Below are 15,284 nucleotides of genomic sequence, written 5' to 3' on the forward strand. Positions count from 1 at the left end.
TAGATCTTTTTCGCCTAGGAGTTTAATCGCAGTGTCCATCTTGTCCTCTAACTCCTGAACACGTTTTGCATCTTCGATACGTTCGCTAACAGAGGGTGTTGCCTGCTCACCGAATCGTTCTTTGTAGAACTTCACCCAGTTCGCAATCGTGCTCGGAGAAACTGAATACTTACGGGCAAGGAAAGATATCTTTGTTCCATTAATCGCTTCTTGGGCAACTTTGATCCGTTGTTCGTCGTACAACTTATTGCTCTTCATGTTCCTCATCCCCTTCTCTATTAGTGTACCTTATGCATCTTGAGGACTCCAATTCGATTAGGGGGCTTGAGAGAAAGGATACTTAATTTAGCCGAAATAGCCCCTACTGAGCTATATTGATCGAATTAGGTGGCGATTTTCCAACTAATATCCTAAAAGTTACTCCACACGGCCAAATAGGTTGCCTTTTTCCACTTAGTGTTGTGGGTGGTGGTTGAACAGGGCTGGAAAGTTACTGTTCTAAATTCCTTAACCCGCATTCTATACCCGCCGACTGCCACGAAGAACGTTCCCGAAAATTCCGGAGAGGTATAGTCCGACCAGCAGCGAAGCACCGCCTAATGAAAATAATCCAGTACACCGTGCGCGAGCTCATAACGGACTACCCGCTCCTGTCTGCCTTTGCAGGCGGGCCGCAGCCAGCCTTTATCACACAGACTGCGCAGAGTCCGGACGGCTGACTTGTAGTCAACATCAAAATGCTGCTTAACATCCTGAGGGCGGACAGCTCCGTTAAGCTGGATGGCCAGGCGGATGGTCTCCTGCTCCATAAGCTGCAAACGCGAAGCAGGTGCTTCAGCAGCCTGGTATCTGCCCAAGTTCATCTGCAGCAAAGTCATGCACAGCTCCGGACGCTGCTCGACATCATCGTAGGCGAAGGAAATTACCCGGTAGCCCATCGCCTGCAGGAAGGTTTCCCGGTTGAGCTCGTTGCAGTATTTGGTGCGGTCCATATCGCGGACATGGGTGGCATAACCTTTAATCTCGATGAGGAGCTTGATGTAACCCGGAATCCAGGCGAAGTCGGCAAAGTAAGACCTGCCGCGCCAGTCAGTCACCTCATATTCAGGATGAAGATTGGAGAAATCTCCTTTCAGCGGCCACCATACATTGCGCAAAAAGAGTATCTCCGCATGCTGATGCCCCCGTTCCAGCCGCCCCCGGCGTTCTCCCGCTGGCCTGCCAACCAAATGCCTTCCGATAAATTGCTGATGTGCGTCTTCAAATAACAATAAGCTCACGCTCCCCCTTAAAAAATAGAAAACGCCCCGGGTATCCCAAAAGGGATAACCGGGACGTTCTTCGTCTCGTTGCAGTCAGTATAGGCTATATTCGCGGAAATGACCAGATCATTCAGCACAGGCCGGATTATTTGATTCCGACCCGCATCCGGTAGCTGATCAGAACAGGCAGGGTGCGCCCGTTAAAATATCGCTCTACCTCTGCAGTGAACTCGGCGATAGCCTCATCCAGCAGCGTTGACCCCAGCTTCAGCACCGTTTGCAGCCCGCCCTGGCTGAGCATGAGACCCACGTAACGTGCCGCATCACAGCTCTCGGTATTATGAAAAACAACTTCCCGGGCAAAAGTAAAATGGCCGCTGGCCTGAATCCGCGCCAGATGTCCCTCTTTGTCCCATTTAAAAGCGCGCTCGGCCTCCGGCTGCAGCTCAGCCAGCAGGCTGTCGGCAGAGGCAATCAGGCGGTTGTACCGGGTTTCGATATCCGCCTGCAGTACCAGCGGCCAGTCGCAGTCGTAGGCTGCAAAAACACCGCCGGGACGCAGACAGCGGCCAATTTCCTGCAAGGTGCTGACCGGCTCCATCCAGTGGAAGGACTGGGAGCAGGTGATAATGTCAACACTGCCCGATTCGAACGGGAGCTGGTTGGAATAGCCCTGCTGGAAAGATAGCGATTCCGCTTCGCTGTCCTGCTGCAGCTTTTCGGCAGCTTTGCTCAGCATATCTGGATTAGGCTCAATGCCGTAAACGGTATCGGCGGCATTTTTCCATACAAAGGTTGATAGTCCGGTTCCGCAGCCGATATCGGCAACGACCGCAGGACGTGATCCCAGATAGTTGCTGAGCAGGCTGGTCACGATCGGCGGCGCTTCCGGACGGTAACGGTCGTAGTCGTTCTGGTAGCCCAAAAATCGGTCTATGTTCTGTTTGCTGTTGCCAGAAGGAATCATGAACTCCTCTCCCATCCATAATCATATTGATTAGACCTGTTAAACAGCACATTACTTCCTCAGCCCGCATGAGCAAGTGGCTCAAACGCGGACAGGGGGAATACCGGGAGTTACCGCAGCAGCTCCGGGTCAACCGCCGGTACGAGCCCCTCGGCAGCTGCGCGGTTCAGCAGGGCAGAGATCGCTGCATAGCCCTCCTCGCCGAGATCCATGGAGAACCCGTTCACATACAGGTCGATATGCGACTTGGCCACCTCAGGAGACAGCTCCTGGGCATGACTGAGCACAAACTCGCGGCAGCCGCTGTCGGCGGGATGATCCCAGGCGAACTGCAGCGAGCTTCTGATCCAGCCGGCAATAGCCTTATCATCAAGATCACGGCGGGCGATGATAGCTCCCAGCGGGATTGGCAGGCCGGTGTCGCTTTCCCACCAGCTGCCGAGGTCTGTCAGCATGTTCAAGCCGTACGAGTGATAAGTGAAGCGCGCCTCATGAATGACCAGACCGGCATCAATTTGTCCGTCTCGGACGGCCGGCATGATCTCATCGAACGGCATGACGACAATCTCGCCGGGACCGCCCGGCACCTGCTGCGCAGCCCACAGCCGGAACAGGAGATAAGCTGTGGAGCGCTCGCTGGGCACGGCGATCCGCCGGCCGGACAGGTCCGCCGGACGGCGAATCCCACCCTGGCCGCCGGCCGTCAGCACAAGCGGGCCGCAGCCGCGGCCAAGTGCACCGCCGCAAGGCAGCAGCTTGTACCGTTCGAGCACCCAGGGGAGGGCGGCATATGAGATTTTGAGCACTTCGGGTCCGCTGCCGTCTGCGGCCAGCCCGTTGGTAATATCAATATCCGCAAAGGTCACGTTCAGCTCAGGTGCACCCGGCACGAGCCCGTGTGCCAAAGCGTAGAAAACAAAGGTGTCGTTCGGACATGGGGAAAAAGCTATGTTCAATTGCTCTGTCGTTGCTGGCATTACAGCACCTCCAATAGTATAGCGGCGGCAGCCGCTAGCGCGTCGAGCGCTGCAGGGATTTGCCACGCGGCCCGGTCGCGCGGGCCGACCGGGTTCGAGATCGCGCGCAGCTCGAGCGCCGCGATCCCGAACCGCTGGGCGGCCACGGCGACCCCGTGGCCTTCCATCGCCTCCGCGACGGCACCCGGATGCCGCGCGGCAAGGGCGGCGGCCGTCCCGGCGGTGCCGGTCGCCGTCGATACGGTCAGCACAGGTCCTGTGCTGACCGGAAGGCCGGCCGCTGCAAGCGCGGCCGCAAGGGCTTCTGCTGTGCCGTGCGCCGCCGGCACGGTATTGCTGCCGAAGCCGAGCTCGGCAGCGCTGCGGAAGCCCTCCGGCGTCTCGGCCCCGAGGTCGGCGGCGATCATCTCGCTGGCGACGGCCAGCGAGCCTACGGGCGCCCGCCCGGGAAAGCCGCCGCCGATCCCGGCGCTGATGACGCAGCCGTAGGTCCCGGCTGCCAGGGCGGCGGCCGTGCCGGCCGCAGCTAGAGCGGTGCCGGCCCCCGCCGCGATCACCTCGAACCTGGCGCTGCCGCCCAGGCCGCGGAGAATAGCCTCGCGCTCGGCTGCGACTGCCGTCACGATCAGCACGCGCGTAGCCGGGTCTTGTCCTGCGGCAGACCCGGAGCGGGATTGAATGTTATCGTTCACTGAGAGGTCTCCTTTCATAGAAGAAAATAGAATGTATTTTGGGAAATGAAGCTTTTTAATAAGGCTTGCGGTTTATAAGCAACAAGAGGGCAGGAGCATCACTTGAAAAAATATAAGAATTTATATATTCTACGCTATCCATACTCCTTATCTTTCTCGCAGAAACGGTTGCTGCCTCCCCTGAAGGCCGGAGAAGCCGTTTCTACTTGTGACGGCTCTTGTTTGTCCCTGCCGGCTCCGGGCATTTTATGTATAAGCTGATCCTCCAGGCTCCGGTAAGCAGCAGCAGGCCTCGTCAGCACCGTATCCAAAAGGATACGCCGTTTTGAAAGGGAGGTCAAACCCCGGCGGGATTAATTTTGCAATGGGCGGTTGACAATAGAGAATGGATGGCGTATATTTATCTTAACTTAAAGATAATTAACTTAAAGACATAAAGGATGAGCGGTTCATTCTCCGGAGTGACCGGACAGTACAGAGAGCGGAGGTGTACAAGATGAGCGACTATAATGAACTTATAAACAAAACAACCGGCAGCCCGGACCTGGATCAGGCGGCCTCACTGAAGCTGTTTGTAGTGTTGTCCAAAGCATATAAGAGTCTGATGGATCACGCAGTCAGGGATATGAAGAGCCATGGCCTGGCATCGGCTGAATTCATGGTGCTGGAGGTGCTGTACCACCGGACACGGATTCCGCTTCAGCAGATCGGAGAGAAGATTCTGGTAACCAGCGGAAGCATCACCTATAACATCGACAAGCTGGAGAAGCGGGGGCTGCTGAAGCGTGTGCCTTGTGATGAGGACCGCCGGGTGACCTATGCCGAGATTACAGAGGCGGGCCGCGAGCTGTTTGACGATATTTTCCCCAAGCATGTTGCTTCGATTCACGGCCTGATGGGCGGACTGGACGAGGACGAGAAGAAGCAGACGATCGAGCTGCTCAAGAAGCTGGGCAAAGGCGTGTAGAATTTCTTTGGGAATTGTAAGGCTGAGCATACTGGCATACCCGGTTTGGAGCCTGCTCTAATAGTAAAGCACAGCCGGTGCCGGTATCTCTACGATAAGTTAGTCTCAGACAGCTTAGCAGACTAACGATATGCGGGATTAAGAGGTCGGTACGGCCAATTCGGCAGCTGGAGTAAGAAAGATATATATCAGGCGTATGCCAAAAAATTTTAGTTCATATCTTAATGTTAAGATAATTAAAAAAAAGAGAATGGAGAGTGTTTAATATGGTTAGTGTAGGATTATTAATGTTGAGATTGGTTATCGGGGTTGCTTTTATCGGTCATGGCGCACAAAAGCTGTTTGGCTGGTTTGGCGGCTATGGACCTAAAGGAACGGGAGGCTGGATGGAATCCATCGGAATCAGACCGGGAGTTGCGATGGCAGTTGCGGCCGGAATTATGGAGCTGGTTGGCGGGGTGCTGTTCACAGCAGGATTGCTGACACCAGTGGCGGCGGTATTGATTGCGGCAACGATGCTCGGGGCGATTATTAAGGTTCATGCTCCGAACGGCTTCTGGTCGACGGCTAACGGAATTGAGTTCCCGCTGACAGTCCTGGTTATTGCAGTAGCGGTGGCGTTGACAGGTCCGGGTTCGATTTCGCTGGATGCCCTCTTTTTTAACTGAGCCGGGGATTGTCCCCCGCTAGCTATTACTGGTCTCATAATGTTTTCGGAAAATCTGAATGTCTTTGCATAAAGTTTATCCATTCACAAAAAAACCTTTAAGGAGATGTGTGTTATGACCCTTCGGACTGCAGGGATTCACCATATTACCGCTTTTGTCAGAGATGCGCAGCAGAATGCTGACTTTTATGCCGGAATTCTTGGACTCAGACTTGTAAAAAAGACGATCAACTTCGATGCGCCGGAGGTCTACCATCTTTATTTCGGGGATGAGCACGGTTCTCCGGGTACCATCATTACCTTCTTCCCTTGGGCAACCGGACGTAAAGGAAGAATCGGCGGCGGCCAGGTTGGAGTAACTACCTACGCTGTGCCGGTTGGCTCGCTGGGCTTCTGGGAGCAGCGGCTGGCTGACTACCGGATTCCGGTAACCAAAGTAACCCGGATTTCGGAATCGTATCTTTCGTTCGCTGATTATGACGGGCTGCGGATCGAGCTGGTGGAACGTGAAGCCGGCGCGCTCAGCACCTGGTCCTTCGGGGGAGTGCCTGCCGAGCATGCGATAAAAGGCTTTGGCGGCGCAGTGCTCTACAGCATAAATCCTGATCAAACAGCCGATACGCTGACCCGCACGCTGGGCCTTGAGCAGATTGCCGAAGGCGACGGATATATCCGCTACCGTTCTTCTGCAGACATCGGCAATATTATTGACCTCAAAACCACACCGGTACCGCAGGGCGGCGGAGGCACAGGCACTGTGCACCATATCGCCTGGCGCGCTAAAGATGATGCCGAGCAGCTTCAGTGGGGCCGCACTGTACAGAGCCATGGCTATCAGCCTACGCCGGTGCAGGACCGCCAGTATTTCAACGCCATTTACTTCCGTGAGGAAGGCGGCATCCTGTTCGAGATTGCTACCGATCCTCCGGGCTTTGCCCGCGATGAGGAGCCGGATAAGCTGGGCGAGAAGCTGATGCTGCCGGCCTGGTTCGAACCGAACCGTGCCGTAATTGAAGCCAAGCTGAGTCCTTTTAAAATCCGTGAAGTGGAGGCGAACCGGGTATGATTCATATTTTCAAAAAAGGTGCAGATGCCAGCCGGCCGACCCTTGTATTGTTCCATGGCACCGGAGGCAATGAGCATGACCTGCTTCCGCTGGCGGAAATGCTGTCCCCCGGCTCCTCGGTGCTGGGCATCCGGGGAAATGTACTGGAGAACGGCATGCCGCGTTACTTCCGCCGTCTAGCAGAAGGTGTATTCGATGAGGAGGATCTCGTCTTCCGCACACATGAAGTGAAGCAGTTCCTGGACAGCGCAGCGGAGCAGTACGGCTTCGACAGCAGCAATCTCGTCGCTGTAGGTTACTCCAACGGAGCCAATATTGCCGGCAGCCTGCTGCTCCATTACGGGCCGGTTTTCCGCTCGGCGGTGCTGCTGCACCCGATGGTTCCGCTGCGCGGACTGGAATGGCCTTCCCTGGCGGGCACCGCTGTCTTCATTGGCGCCGGCACCAATGATCCGCTGATCCGGGCCGACGAAACCCGGGAGCTTGAGCAGCTGCTGCAGGGCGCTGGCGCTGAGGTTGCCACCCATTGGGGCAACCAGGGTCACCGCCTGAGCACGGCTGAAGTCGAAGCGGCCAGAAACTGGCTTGAGCAGCAGAAGTAAGGGTTTGGCGTGCATGTGCTTGCGGCGATTGCGGAGAGAGCATTAGAGTTGCAGCACCGTTAGCGCCGGTAACACCAGTAGTCCCGGTAAGCAAAAACCAGTAACATAAGAACCAGTAACACAAGAAGCAGTAGCACAAGAAGCAGTAGCACAAGAACCAGTAGCGCCTAAACCAGAACACAAAAATCAATAACACAAAAACCATCCATGAGCATTAAAATAACCAGCAAATCTAATCCACCAATGTAACACCAGCAACTCAATACCAGGTGTAATTGATAACACACCAGCAACACCCTAACACCATTGGCATAATGCTTGTAAAGCAACTGCCCGCAGGGCCACAGACAAGAGGGGAATAAACTCTTGGGAGCTCCTGCGGGCGGTTTTCTTGCATTTTTCCCCTCAAAAATGCCAATTAGCCGCGTTGCCCCTGCGATTAGAGGGATTTTTCCCTCTAATGGAGCAAATGCAGCCCGCCACCAATGCCATCAATAAAATGTATCTCTAAAATTTCCGCATCCGCATCCAGCCCCGGGTAGCATTTTGCTCCAAACTCTGATATGATTTTAATCGTAATAATTACTATTATGTCGCAATCAGACTTTACCTATAAGGAGCATACTATAACGTGAACAGCAGCAAGAAAAACAACAGCCAGGCCCGGCTCCCGCGGGCCAAGGGGCTGGATATGGCAAGCGTATATACACCGAAGGAATGCGCTCGGAAGGCGAGGCACATTGTACTGAGCGGGCAGAACCGCACCATTGTCGATGAGTTCATTACGATTCTCGGTATGAAGGAGCGGTTTGCTGCAGCAGATGTGCCTCTGCCCAATAAGCTGGTGATGTTCGGGCCTCCCGGCACGGGCAAGACGCTGACTGCTTTTCACCTGGCCCATCAGCTGGACCTGCCGCTTGTCCTCGTCCGGCTGGATACGGTGATTCACAGCCATTTGGGGGAGACGGCCAGCAATGTGCGGAAGATTTTTGACTATGCCGCCGGGGTGCCGTGTGTACTGTTTCTTGATGAATTTGATGTGCTGGGGCGGATGCGCGACTCCGGGGATGAGGTCAAGGAGATGGCCCGGGTGGTTAATACGCTGCTTCAGTGTCTCGACGAGTTTGCGGGTGACAGTGTGTTTATGGCCGCAACCAATCTTGAGGAGGAGCTGGACCCGGCGGTGTGGCGCCGTTTTGATACGAGGATGACCTATTCCTCTCCGGATGAGGAGGACAGAAGGCTGTACATCGGGATGCTGCTCGGGGGGGAGCCGGATGCACAGGGGATGGTTGCGGAAACCGCAGGCCTGCTGGCCGGCTGCAGCTTTGCCGATATGGAGCAAATTGTGCTGAAAGCCAGACGCAAAGCGATCATAGCAGACACTGCGCTGGCATACGGCCTGATCTGCGAGGCATACACCGAATATAATCTGCGCAGGGTGCAGTAGGCTGCAGGGCTCCTTTCAGGAGTCCTTTTTCTATATCTGTCCGAATGGGGGCAGGTACGCTGCAGTCCGGCTCCGCTAAAAAGCATTGAATCTTTCCGCCCCGATCAGGTAGTATGAAGATTACTAAAAACAGGCTGTTAAGGCTGCTGCAGAAAGGTTGGCGTCATAGAAAAATGATTAGAGAAAAGATGGATAGCCGCATGCTTGCGGCAGAGGGCCCGTCCCGCAGCCAGCGGCTGCAGCTGGCAGTTATACTGGGGGCGATTGCTACAATCGGCCCGCTGTCGATCGACATGTATTTGCCGGCCCTGCCGGAGCTGGCCCGGCATTTTGAGACGAGCGCTGCGCTGGTACAGCTTAGTCTGACCTTCTTTCTGCTGGGACTGGCCTCCGGGCAGCTGGTGGCGGGTCCGCTGAGTGATGTTCACGGCCGCCGCGGCCCGCTGCTGATCGGCATGCTGATTTATACCGTATCCTCCCTGCTGTGCGCCTTCAGCCCGTCGATCGGCCTTTTGATTGTGCTGCGTTTCATTCAGGGGCTGGCCGGCTCAGTAGGCGTGGTCATCTCGCGCGCTGCGGTCCGTGACCTGTATAGCGGCTCCGAATTGACCAAGTTCTTTGCGCTCCTGATGATTGTTAACGGGCTGGGGCCGATTCTTGCGCCGATTATCGGCGGACAGCTGCTGAGAGTAACAACCTGGCAGGGGGTGTTCTTTGTGCTTTTTGCGGCTGGTCTGCTTTTTTGTGCAACGATTCTGCTGCGCCTGCCGGAGACGCTGCCCAAGGAACGTCGCGTAAAAAGCGGCCTGAAAGGCACGCTGCGCACCTTCCGCGGTCTGCTCCGCAACGGACGGTTTATGGGCTATGCGCTATCCCAGAGCTTTGTAATGGCGGCCATGTTCGCTTATATTTCCGGTTCTTCCTTTGTGCTGCAAAATATGTTCGGGGTGTCGCCGCAGATGTACAGCCTGATCTTTGCCGTAAACGGGCTTGGCATTATTATTACCGGACAAATCGCCGGCAGATTGTCCGGCAGGTACGGCGAGCGCAGGCTTCTGGCCAGCGGTCTGCTGCTCTGTGCGCTCGGCGGAGTCCTCCTGCTGCTTACAGTTCTGGCCGGCGGCGGCATATGGCCGATTCTCATCTGCCTGCTTGCGGTTGTGTCCAGCGTCGGGATGATCAGCACAACGACTTTTTCGCTGGCAATGCAGGATCAGGCGGAGACAGCAGGCAGCGCTTCAGCGCTGCTCGGCCTGCTCCCGCTGCTTCTAGGCGGCTGTGTCGCACCGCTGGTCGGTATCGGCGGAGATGAAACGGCGCTGCCGATGGCCGTTGTGATCGCCTCCGCCGGTCTTTTGTCCGTCCTGTCTTACCTGCTGCTCTGCAGAGGCCGAAAAGGAGGACGGCCATGAGCCGAAAAGACTTTACCGTCCTGCTCCTGCTCGCCTTTGCCTGGGGCGCATCGTTTCTGTTCATGCGGATCGCCTCTCCCGAGCTGGGTCCGGTGTTTACAACCGAGCTCCGGGTGGCGCTGGCGGCGGCCGCCTTGCTGCTGTATGCGAGGATAACCCGCAGGCAGCTGGGGCTTCTCCGGCACTGGAAGCCATTCCTGCTGCTGGGTGCTTTGAACGCTGCACTGCCGTTCACGCTGATCTGCATGGCGGAGCTTGAGCTGAACGCTTCGCTGGCAGCGATTCTTAATGCTACGACCCCTATGTTCACGGCGCTTGCCGCCTGGGGCATCCGGGGCGAGAAGCCGGGCCTGTCCAAATCCGTCGGTTTGGTTATCGGTCTTGCGGGCGTAGCGGTTCTGGTGGGCTGGAGCCCGGTACCGCTGTCCGGAAAGACGCTGCTGTCCGTCCTTTTTTCACTCGGGGCAGCACTGGCCTACGGCCTTGGCGGTCTCTACGCTACGCGGGTCGGCCGGGATCTGGCACCGCTCACGCTTGCGGCCGGTCAGCAGCTCGGTGCTGCTGTTATCCTGCTCCCGCTGGCGGTTATTTTTGCACCCCGGCATCTGCCCTCTGCTGCAGCAGTTTACTCCGTGCTCGGCCTGTCTCTTGTTTGTACGGCTGTGGCGTACCTGTTGTATTTTTACCTGATTCAGAGTGTAGGTGCAGTGAAAACCGTAAGTGTTACCTTTCTGGTGCCGGTCTTTGGCCTGATGTGGGGTGCGCTGTTTCTGAATGAGCCTATTTATGCTAATACACTGGCAGGTCTGACCATCATTCTGCTAAGTGTAATGCTGGTCAACCGGAAACCGCGGCCTGCCGCAGCCCCGGCTCTGGACGAGCAGGCGTAATGAACCTTCGCCCCTTTTCTTACTTTCAGCAAACTTTCAGCCCATTTTAACGTTCTATTGGGTCTAGAGGTATATATTGAAGGGGAAAAGGAGGAACAGGCATGAATATTTCATCCGCAGCATCCACCGCTTCCGCTTCCTATACTCCATCCAGTGCAGCTGACACCAGCACACTTGAGAAACAAAAAGCGAAGCTGGAGGCCGAGCTCGAAAAGGCCGAAGCCAGCAAGGATGACGAGAAGACCAAAGAAACCAAAACGAAGCAACTTGAGCAGCAAATTAAGCAGATTGAAGCGCAGATCGCCCAAAAGTCCAACAGCAGCAGTTCTTCTGCGGCGGTTCAAAGCGCACAGCCGGAAAAACCTGCAGACACCAATCTGCTGAAGGCTGCAAGCAGCGCACAGATTGCCACAGCCACAACCGACAGTGAGGGAAGATTCGATATCCGGATCTGATCACACTGCAATAAGCCATTTCAAAAAGAGGACATCCTTTGCCGTGAGGGAGGTCCTCTTTTTTATTGAGAAAGCCGGTTCTATGGAGGAAAAATACATTTTGTCCTCAGCTGTGGATAAGATGTGTATAACTTTGCGAATAAGTGGGGGTAAGCTGTGATTAACTTTCCTGAGAGGGTCTCAGATTACGCCGGGGACGCTATGCATCAACTTGTGAAAATGTTAAAATCAGGATGTGAAAAAAGGTGCGATCTTCAATGATTCAGTAATCCGGACAATCAGCAGTGTAACCGAAGGCAAGATATTCACTCTGAATTTAACGCATTAACGTAATGGTTGATATAGCGAAAAGGGGCTGAACCTATGAATATGGCGGTAATGGATATTATAGAAAAACGTAAATCTGTACGCACCTATGAGACGACTCCGATCGGAGAAAACGCGTATGCATCCATTATGGAATATCTGGGGCGGGAGGAGAATCTGCGTGGTCCCTTCGGCGGAACAGCACGCATCGAATGGGTCTGGGCCAAAGGAGAGGACGGGGACGGCAAGGCTGTCAGGCTTGGCGCTTATGGCGTTATCCAGAATCCGCAGGCCTATCTGGTAGGTGTGGGCCGAAATGACCAGAAGGCACTGCTGGAGTTTGGCTATATTTTTCATAAGCTGATTCTGTATGCTACAGGCCTTGGCCTTGGCACCTGCTGGATCGGCGGGACCTTTAGCCGCAAATCGTTCGCGCGTGAGCTGGAGCTACATCCGGGGGAGATTATTCCCTGCATTACGCCCCTTGGTTACCCGCGTGAGAAGCAGCGGCTGCTTGACGCGACTATGCGTTATGTGGTCAAGGCTGACCAGAAGAAGCCCTGGCGGGAGTTATACTATGATTCCGGCTTCGGACAGCTGCTTGCACCGGAGTCCGCGGGAAGGCTCGCTGCTGCACTGGAGATGGTCCGGCTCGGCCCGTCGGCTTCCAACAAGCAGCCGTGGCGGGCTGTGCTGTCGGCAGACCGGCAGCAGGTTCATTTCTATCTGCAGCATACCCCTAATTACAGCGGGAACAAGCTCGGGTTTGAAATGCAGCGGATCGATATTGGCATTGCCGCCTGCAATTTTGAGCTTGCCTGCCGGGAGCTGGGCATTCAGGGAGCCTGGACCGTGCATGATCCGCAGCTGGGTGCGATTGACCAGCATACGGAATATATGCTGAGCTATAAGCTCAGCTGATGAGCTCAGCTGATGAGCGAGAACCACCACAGCAGAGCTGCAGTAAGAATAACACAAGCCAGCGCCAGCGTGTCCGCGGACTTCCAGGTCAGCGTGTATGCCGGTGTTCTGGCTTTTTTGGGGTCGTAGCCCCGGGACTCGACGGCTGTGGCCAGCTCATCCCCCATGCTGATGACAAGGATCAGGAGCGGGACAATGAGCATCGTGATCTGGCGGGGGGTCCAGCGTGCAAGTCCCTGCCGGGGTTTGCCGCGTGACTTCAGCGCCAGCTGCAGCTGATCCAGCTTGCCGAGAATCCAGGGGACAAATTGCAGGGTAACGGATACGGCCAGTGACCAGCCCCGGGTACGGAGGCCAAGCTTCTTGAGCGGGGTAAGGCCCCATTCCAACGCTTCGCGCAGCGGCGCACCGGTTGTTGTCTCCGTGAACAGGAAGCCAAGGGCGATCAGCTGCAGAAAGCGCAGCACATTAAGTCCTCCCTGTGCCATTCCCTCCACGCTGAAGCCGGCAGGTCCGATTGAGAAATCAGGGGAGGTCCAGTCAAGCGCAGACAACAGCCACAGGAATAGGAACATCAGCAGGAAGGGACGGAAGAACCTGACCGTCCTGCTCCAGGGAACCGCAGCCGAACCGATTAATCCGCAGATAAGGAAGCTTGTCAGCAGCGCAGGCGGATAGCTGTCCATGCTCAGTACAACGAGTGAACCAAAGAGCATTCCCAGCCACTTCACCCGGGGGTCCAGCTTCTGCCACCGTTTCTGGCGTGAAGCCTTCCGGCTATGCGTCTGCACCGTACCTTCGTCTGCAGCACCGATAGGCATATGCGTCTGCACCGTACCTTCGTCTGCAGCACCGATAGGCATATGCGTCTCCGCCGTACCTTCGCCCCCAGCACCGCCTGGCATAAGCGACTCAGCCGTACCTCCGCCCGTGGCGCCGGCTGCGGAAGGCGCCGGCAGCGGTAGCGAAGCGAGCCCCGCCAGCAGCTCTCCGATGCTGGCAGGCTGCTCCGCCAGCAGCCCCTGCCGGCGGAGCCTGTCCCCGATGCGCGAGTACGCAGGCGGTTCCAGACCGGCCGACCGGAGCAGCTGGTGATCCGCTGCAAGCGGAGCGGCCGGTCCGCTGTAATGCACAGTTCCCCTGTGCATTACAACCGCCTGATCAGCCAGCGGGAGCAGAGTATCCAGCTCATGTGTGCCGATGATCAGGGTAATGCCCTCTGCCCGCAGCTGCTGCACCAGCTTCAGCAGCGAGTGAGCCGACTGCGGATCGAGCCCCGCGGTCGGCTCGTCGAGAATCAGCAGCTCCGGCTGCACGGCAAGGGCGGCGGCGATGCACAGCCGCCGCTTCTCTCCTCCGCTGAGCAGAAAAGGGGAGCGCCCGGCGAATGTTTCGTAGGGCAGCCCGGCTCTGGACAAAGCGCTGCGGATCAGCTCCAGGCGCTGTGCCTTAGGCACGCCATGCTGCTCCAGGCCATATTCCATTTCTTTGTGTACACTGCCAGCGAACAGCTGCGTCTCCGGCTGCTGGAACACAATAGATACCTTGGGCGTCCCGCCTGATCCGCCGGCATATTCAATCCTGCCTGACGAGGGCGTGTCCAGCCCGGCCAGCAGCCGCAGCAGGGTCGATTTGCCGCTGCCGGTCACGCCGCAGAGAACAGCCAGGGTGCCCCGGCTGATTTCCAGATTAACATCCTGTAGAGCAGCGGTACTATCGTACAGGTAAGATACCCTTTCTGCCCTTATGCTCATAGCACCGCCTCCAGCTCCAGCTCGGATAGCGGGAGCAGACCGAGGGGCCAGCCGCGCGACTGCAGCAGCCGGCCGATACGGATGACCGGCGGCGGCTCCCACCCCAGCAGCTCCGGGAGCCCGGAGCTGTAGAACAGTGTGCGCGGATCGCCGTCATAGCGCAGCGTTCCCTGCTCCATTACGGCGACCCTCGGGCTCTCCGCGAGCTCCTCCGGCCGCTGGGTAACCCACAGGATCGTCGTCCCCCGGCGCCATAACTCTCTGGCCAGCGCCATAATGCGGCTCCGCCCGGCGGGGTCCAGCATCGATGTAGCCTCATCGAAGATAATCATCTCCGCCTGCAGCGCCAGGCAGCAGGCGACAGCCAGCCGCTGGCGTTCCCCGCCGGAGAGGGTGGTGATATCATCCGCCCATTTATGGGCCAGCCCTACCTGCTGCAATACCCGGCGGATCTGTGCATCCATTTCATCCGGGGGCAGCCCGCGGTTCTCCAGTCCGAAGGCAACATCCTCGTAAGGCGTGGAGCCGATGTTCTGGGATTCGGGATTCTGGAATACAAGCTGGATGTGCTGTTTCACGGCGGTACGGTTCACTGCAGACCGGAGATCAAGGCCGGCTGCATGCAGACTGCCGGCGGCCGGAATACTCAGTCCGTTGAACATCCGCACCAGAGAGGATTTGCCGCAGCCGTTCGCTCCGGTCAGGGCCACCCATTCACCGCGGCTGATATGTATGGAAATCCCCTGCAATACCGGCAGCCGGCGCTGTCCGTCCCGGTACGAGAAGGTTATGTTTTGCGCTGTAATCATCGTTCTACCTGCTTCCCTTGACGCCATTCGTCCACAATTGCTCTTGATTATAGCAAAAATTTAAACATTGATGTATACAGACCGGGA

The 15,284-nt window shown here is 56.6% G+C and carries 16 protein-coding genes; 9 read left to right on the forward strand and 7 right to left on the reverse strand.

Annotation, left to right across the window (positions count from 1 at the left end; translation table 11 throughout):
• The 5 genes from BLR64_RS17960 to BLR64_RS17980 form a co-directional block, all read right to left on the reverse strand.
• A partial coding sequence (locus BLR64_RS17960) for a transposase (protein WP_090716210.1) occupies nt 1-258 on the reverse strand: 258 nt, incomplete at its 3' end.
• Between the two features lie 338 nt (nt 259-596).
• Nucleotides 597-1,280: a DUF559 domain-containing protein gene (locus tag BLR64_RS17965; protein ID WP_341833391.1), complete on the reverse strand. Its 684-nt coding sequence runs from the start codon at nt 1,278-1,280 to the stop codon at nt 597-599.
• Between the two features lie 127 nt (nt 1,281-1,407).
• Nucleotides 1,408-2,229, reverse strand: a complete 822-nt coding sequence (locus BLR64_RS17970) for a class I SAM-dependent methyltransferase (protein ID WP_090716214.1) — start codon at nt 2,227-2,229, stop codon at nt 1,408-1,410.
• A 110-nt stretch (nt 2,230-2,339) separates the two neighbouring features.
• Complete coding sequence (locus tag BLR64_RS17975; protein ID WP_090716316.1) at nt 2,340-3,185, reverse strand: 1,4-dihydroxy-6-naphtoate synthase; 846 nt, start codon at nt 3,183-3,185, stop codon at nt 2,340-2,342.
• Nucleotides 3,186-3,205: 20 nt separating this feature from the next.
• Nucleotides 3,206-3,916, reverse strand: coding sequence for a futalosine hydrolase (locus BLR64_RS17980; RefSeq protein WP_090716215.1), 711 nt, complete (start codon nt 3,914-3,916; stop codon nt 3,206-3,208).
• Nucleotides 3,917-4,394: 478 nt separating this feature from the next.
• On the opposite strand from BLR64_RS17980, the gene BLR64_RS17985 reads away from it, so the two are divergent.
• From BLR64_RS17985 to BLR64_RS18025, 9 genes are all read left to right on the forward strand, one after another.
• On the forward strand, nt 4,395-4,865 hold the full coding sequence (locus BLR64_RS17985) for a MarR family winged helix-turn-helix transcriptional regulator (RefSeq protein WP_068728244.1): 471 nt from the start codon (nt 4,395-4,397) through the stop codon (nt 4,863-4,865).
• A gap of 266 nt (nt 4,866-5,131) precedes the next feature.
• On the forward strand, nt 5,132-5,533 hold the full coding sequence (locus BLR64_RS17990; protein ID WP_090716216.1) for a DoxX family protein: 402 nt from the start codon (nt 5,132-5,134) through the stop codon (nt 5,531-5,533).
• 114 nt (nt 5,534-5,647) lie between these two features.
• Nucleotides 5,648-6,598 carry a ring-cleaving dioxygenase gene (locus BLR64_RS17995; RefSeq protein ID WP_090716217.1) on the forward strand — a complete coding sequence of 317 codons (951 nt, stop codon included), beginning with the start codon at nt 5,648-5,650 and terminating at the stop codon, nt 6,596-6,598.
• Nucleotides 6,595-7,200, forward strand: coding sequence for an alpha/beta hydrolase (locus tag BLR64_RS18000; protein WP_090716219.1), 606 nt, complete (start codon nt 6,595-6,597; stop codon nt 7,198-7,200). The genes BLR64_RS17995 and BLR64_RS18000 overlap by 4 nt, the downstream gene beginning before the upstream one ends.
• Nucleotides 7,201-7,831: 631 nt before the next feature.
• On the forward strand, nt 7,832-8,650 hold the full coding sequence (locus BLR64_RS18005; RefSeq protein WP_090716220.1) for an AAA family ATPase: 819 nt from the start codon (nt 7,832-7,834) through the stop codon (nt 8,648-8,650).
• 173 nt (nt 8,651-8,823) lie between these two features.
• Nucleotides 8,824-10,062, forward strand: coding sequence for a multidrug effflux MFS transporter (locus tag BLR64_RS18010; protein ID WP_244157752.1), 1,239 nt, complete (start codon nt 8,824-8,826; stop codon nt 10,060-10,062).
• Complete coding sequence (locus BLR64_RS18015) at nt 10,059-10,952, forward strand: DMT family transporter (RefSeq protein WP_090716223.1); 894 nt, start codon at nt 10,059-10,061, stop codon at nt 10,950-10,952. The genes BLR64_RS18010 and BLR64_RS18015 overlap by 4 nt, the downstream gene beginning before the upstream one ends.
• Nucleotides 10,953-11,053: 101 nt before the next feature.
• A complete protein-coding gene (locus BLR64_RS18020; RefSeq protein WP_090716224.1) occupies nt 11,054-11,407 on the forward strand; it encodes a FlxA-like family protein in 354 nt (117 codons plus the stop codon).
• 363 nt (nt 11,408-11,770) lie between these two features.
• Nucleotides 11,771-12,634 carry a nitroreductase family protein gene (locus BLR64_RS18025; protein WP_090716226.1) on the forward strand — a complete coding sequence of 288 codons (864 nt, stop codon included), beginning with the start codon at nt 11,771-11,773 and terminating at the stop codon, nt 12,632-12,634.
• A 5-nt stretch (nt 12,635-12,639) separates the two neighbouring features.
• Here the strand turns inward: BLR64_RS18025 and BLR64_RS18030 are convergent, their stop codons facing one another.
• Both BLR64_RS18030 and BLR64_RS18035 read right to left on the reverse strand, forming a co-directional pair.
• On the reverse strand, nt 12,640-14,388 hold the full coding sequence (locus BLR64_RS18030; protein ID WP_090716227.1) for an ATP-binding cassette domain-containing protein: 1,749 nt from the start codon (nt 14,386-14,388) through the stop codon (nt 12,640-12,642).
• Nucleotides 14,385-15,197, reverse strand: a complete 813-nt coding sequence (locus BLR64_RS18035) for an energy-coupling factor ABC transporter ATP-binding protein (RefSeq protein ID WP_090716229.1) — start codon at nt 15,195-15,197, stop codon at nt 14,385-14,387. Before BLR64_RS18035 ends, BLR64_RS18030 begins: the two co-directional genes overlap by 4 nt.
• Nucleotides 15,198-15,284 lie beyond the last annotated feature (87 nt).

This window comes from Paenibacillus typhae, from assembly GCF_900099765.1.
Taxonomy (GTDB): domain Bacteria; phylum Bacillota; class Bacilli; order Paenibacillales; family Paenibacillaceae; genus Paenibacillus_AQ; species Paenibacillus_AQ typhae.

Excerpts from the sequence above, each read along its gene's own strand:
- BLR64_RS18000 (WP_090716219.1), top strand. The coding sequence starts at position 6,595 with ATGATTCATATTTTCAAAAAAGGTGCAGATGCCAGCCGGCCGACCCTT.
- BLR64_RS18035 (WP_090716229.1), bottom strand. The coding sequence starts at position 15,197 with ATGATTACAGCGCAAAACATAACCTTCTCGTACCGGGACGGACAGCGC.
- BLR64_RS18020 (WP_090716224.1), top strand. The coding sequence starts at position 11,054 with ATGAATATTTCATCCGCAGCATCCACCGCTTCCGCTTCCTATACTCCA.
- BLR64_RS17990 (WP_090716216.1), top strand. The coding sequence starts at position 5,132 with ATGGTTAGTGTAGGATTATTAATGTTGAGATTGGTTATCGGGGTTGCT.
- BLR64_RS18025 (WP_090716226.1), top strand. The coding sequence starts at position 11,771 with ATGAATATGGCGGTAATGGATATTATAGAAAAACGTAAATCTGTACGC.
- BLR64_RS18030 (WP_090716227.1), bottom strand. The coding sequence starts at position 14,388 with ATGAGCATAAGGGCAGAAAGGGTATCTTACCTGTACGATAGTACCGCT.
- BLR64_RS17995 (WP_090716217.1), top strand. The coding sequence starts at position 5,648 with ATGACCCTTCGGACTGCAGGGATTCACCATATTACCGCTTTTGTCAGA.
- BLR64_RS17970 (WP_090716214.1), bottom strand. The coding sequence starts at position 2,229 with ATGATTCCTTCTGGCAACAGCAAACAGAACATAGACCGATTTTTGGGC.
- BLR64_RS18015 (WP_090716223.1), top strand. The coding sequence starts at position 10,059 with ATGAGCCGAAAAGACTTTACCGTCCTGCTCCTGCTCGCCTTTGCCTGG.
- BLR64_RS18010 (WP_244157752.1), top strand. The coding sequence starts at position 8,824 with ATGATTAGAGAAAAGATGGATAGCCGCATGCTTGCGGCAGAGGGCCCG.
- BLR64_RS17980 (WP_090716215.1), bottom strand. The coding sequence starts at position 3,916 with ATGAAAGGAGACCTCTCAGTGAACGATAACATTCAATCCCGCTCCGGG.
- BLR64_RS17985 (WP_068728244.1), top strand. The coding sequence starts at position 4,395 with ATGAGCGACTATAATGAACTTATAAACAAAACAACCGGCAGCCCGGAC.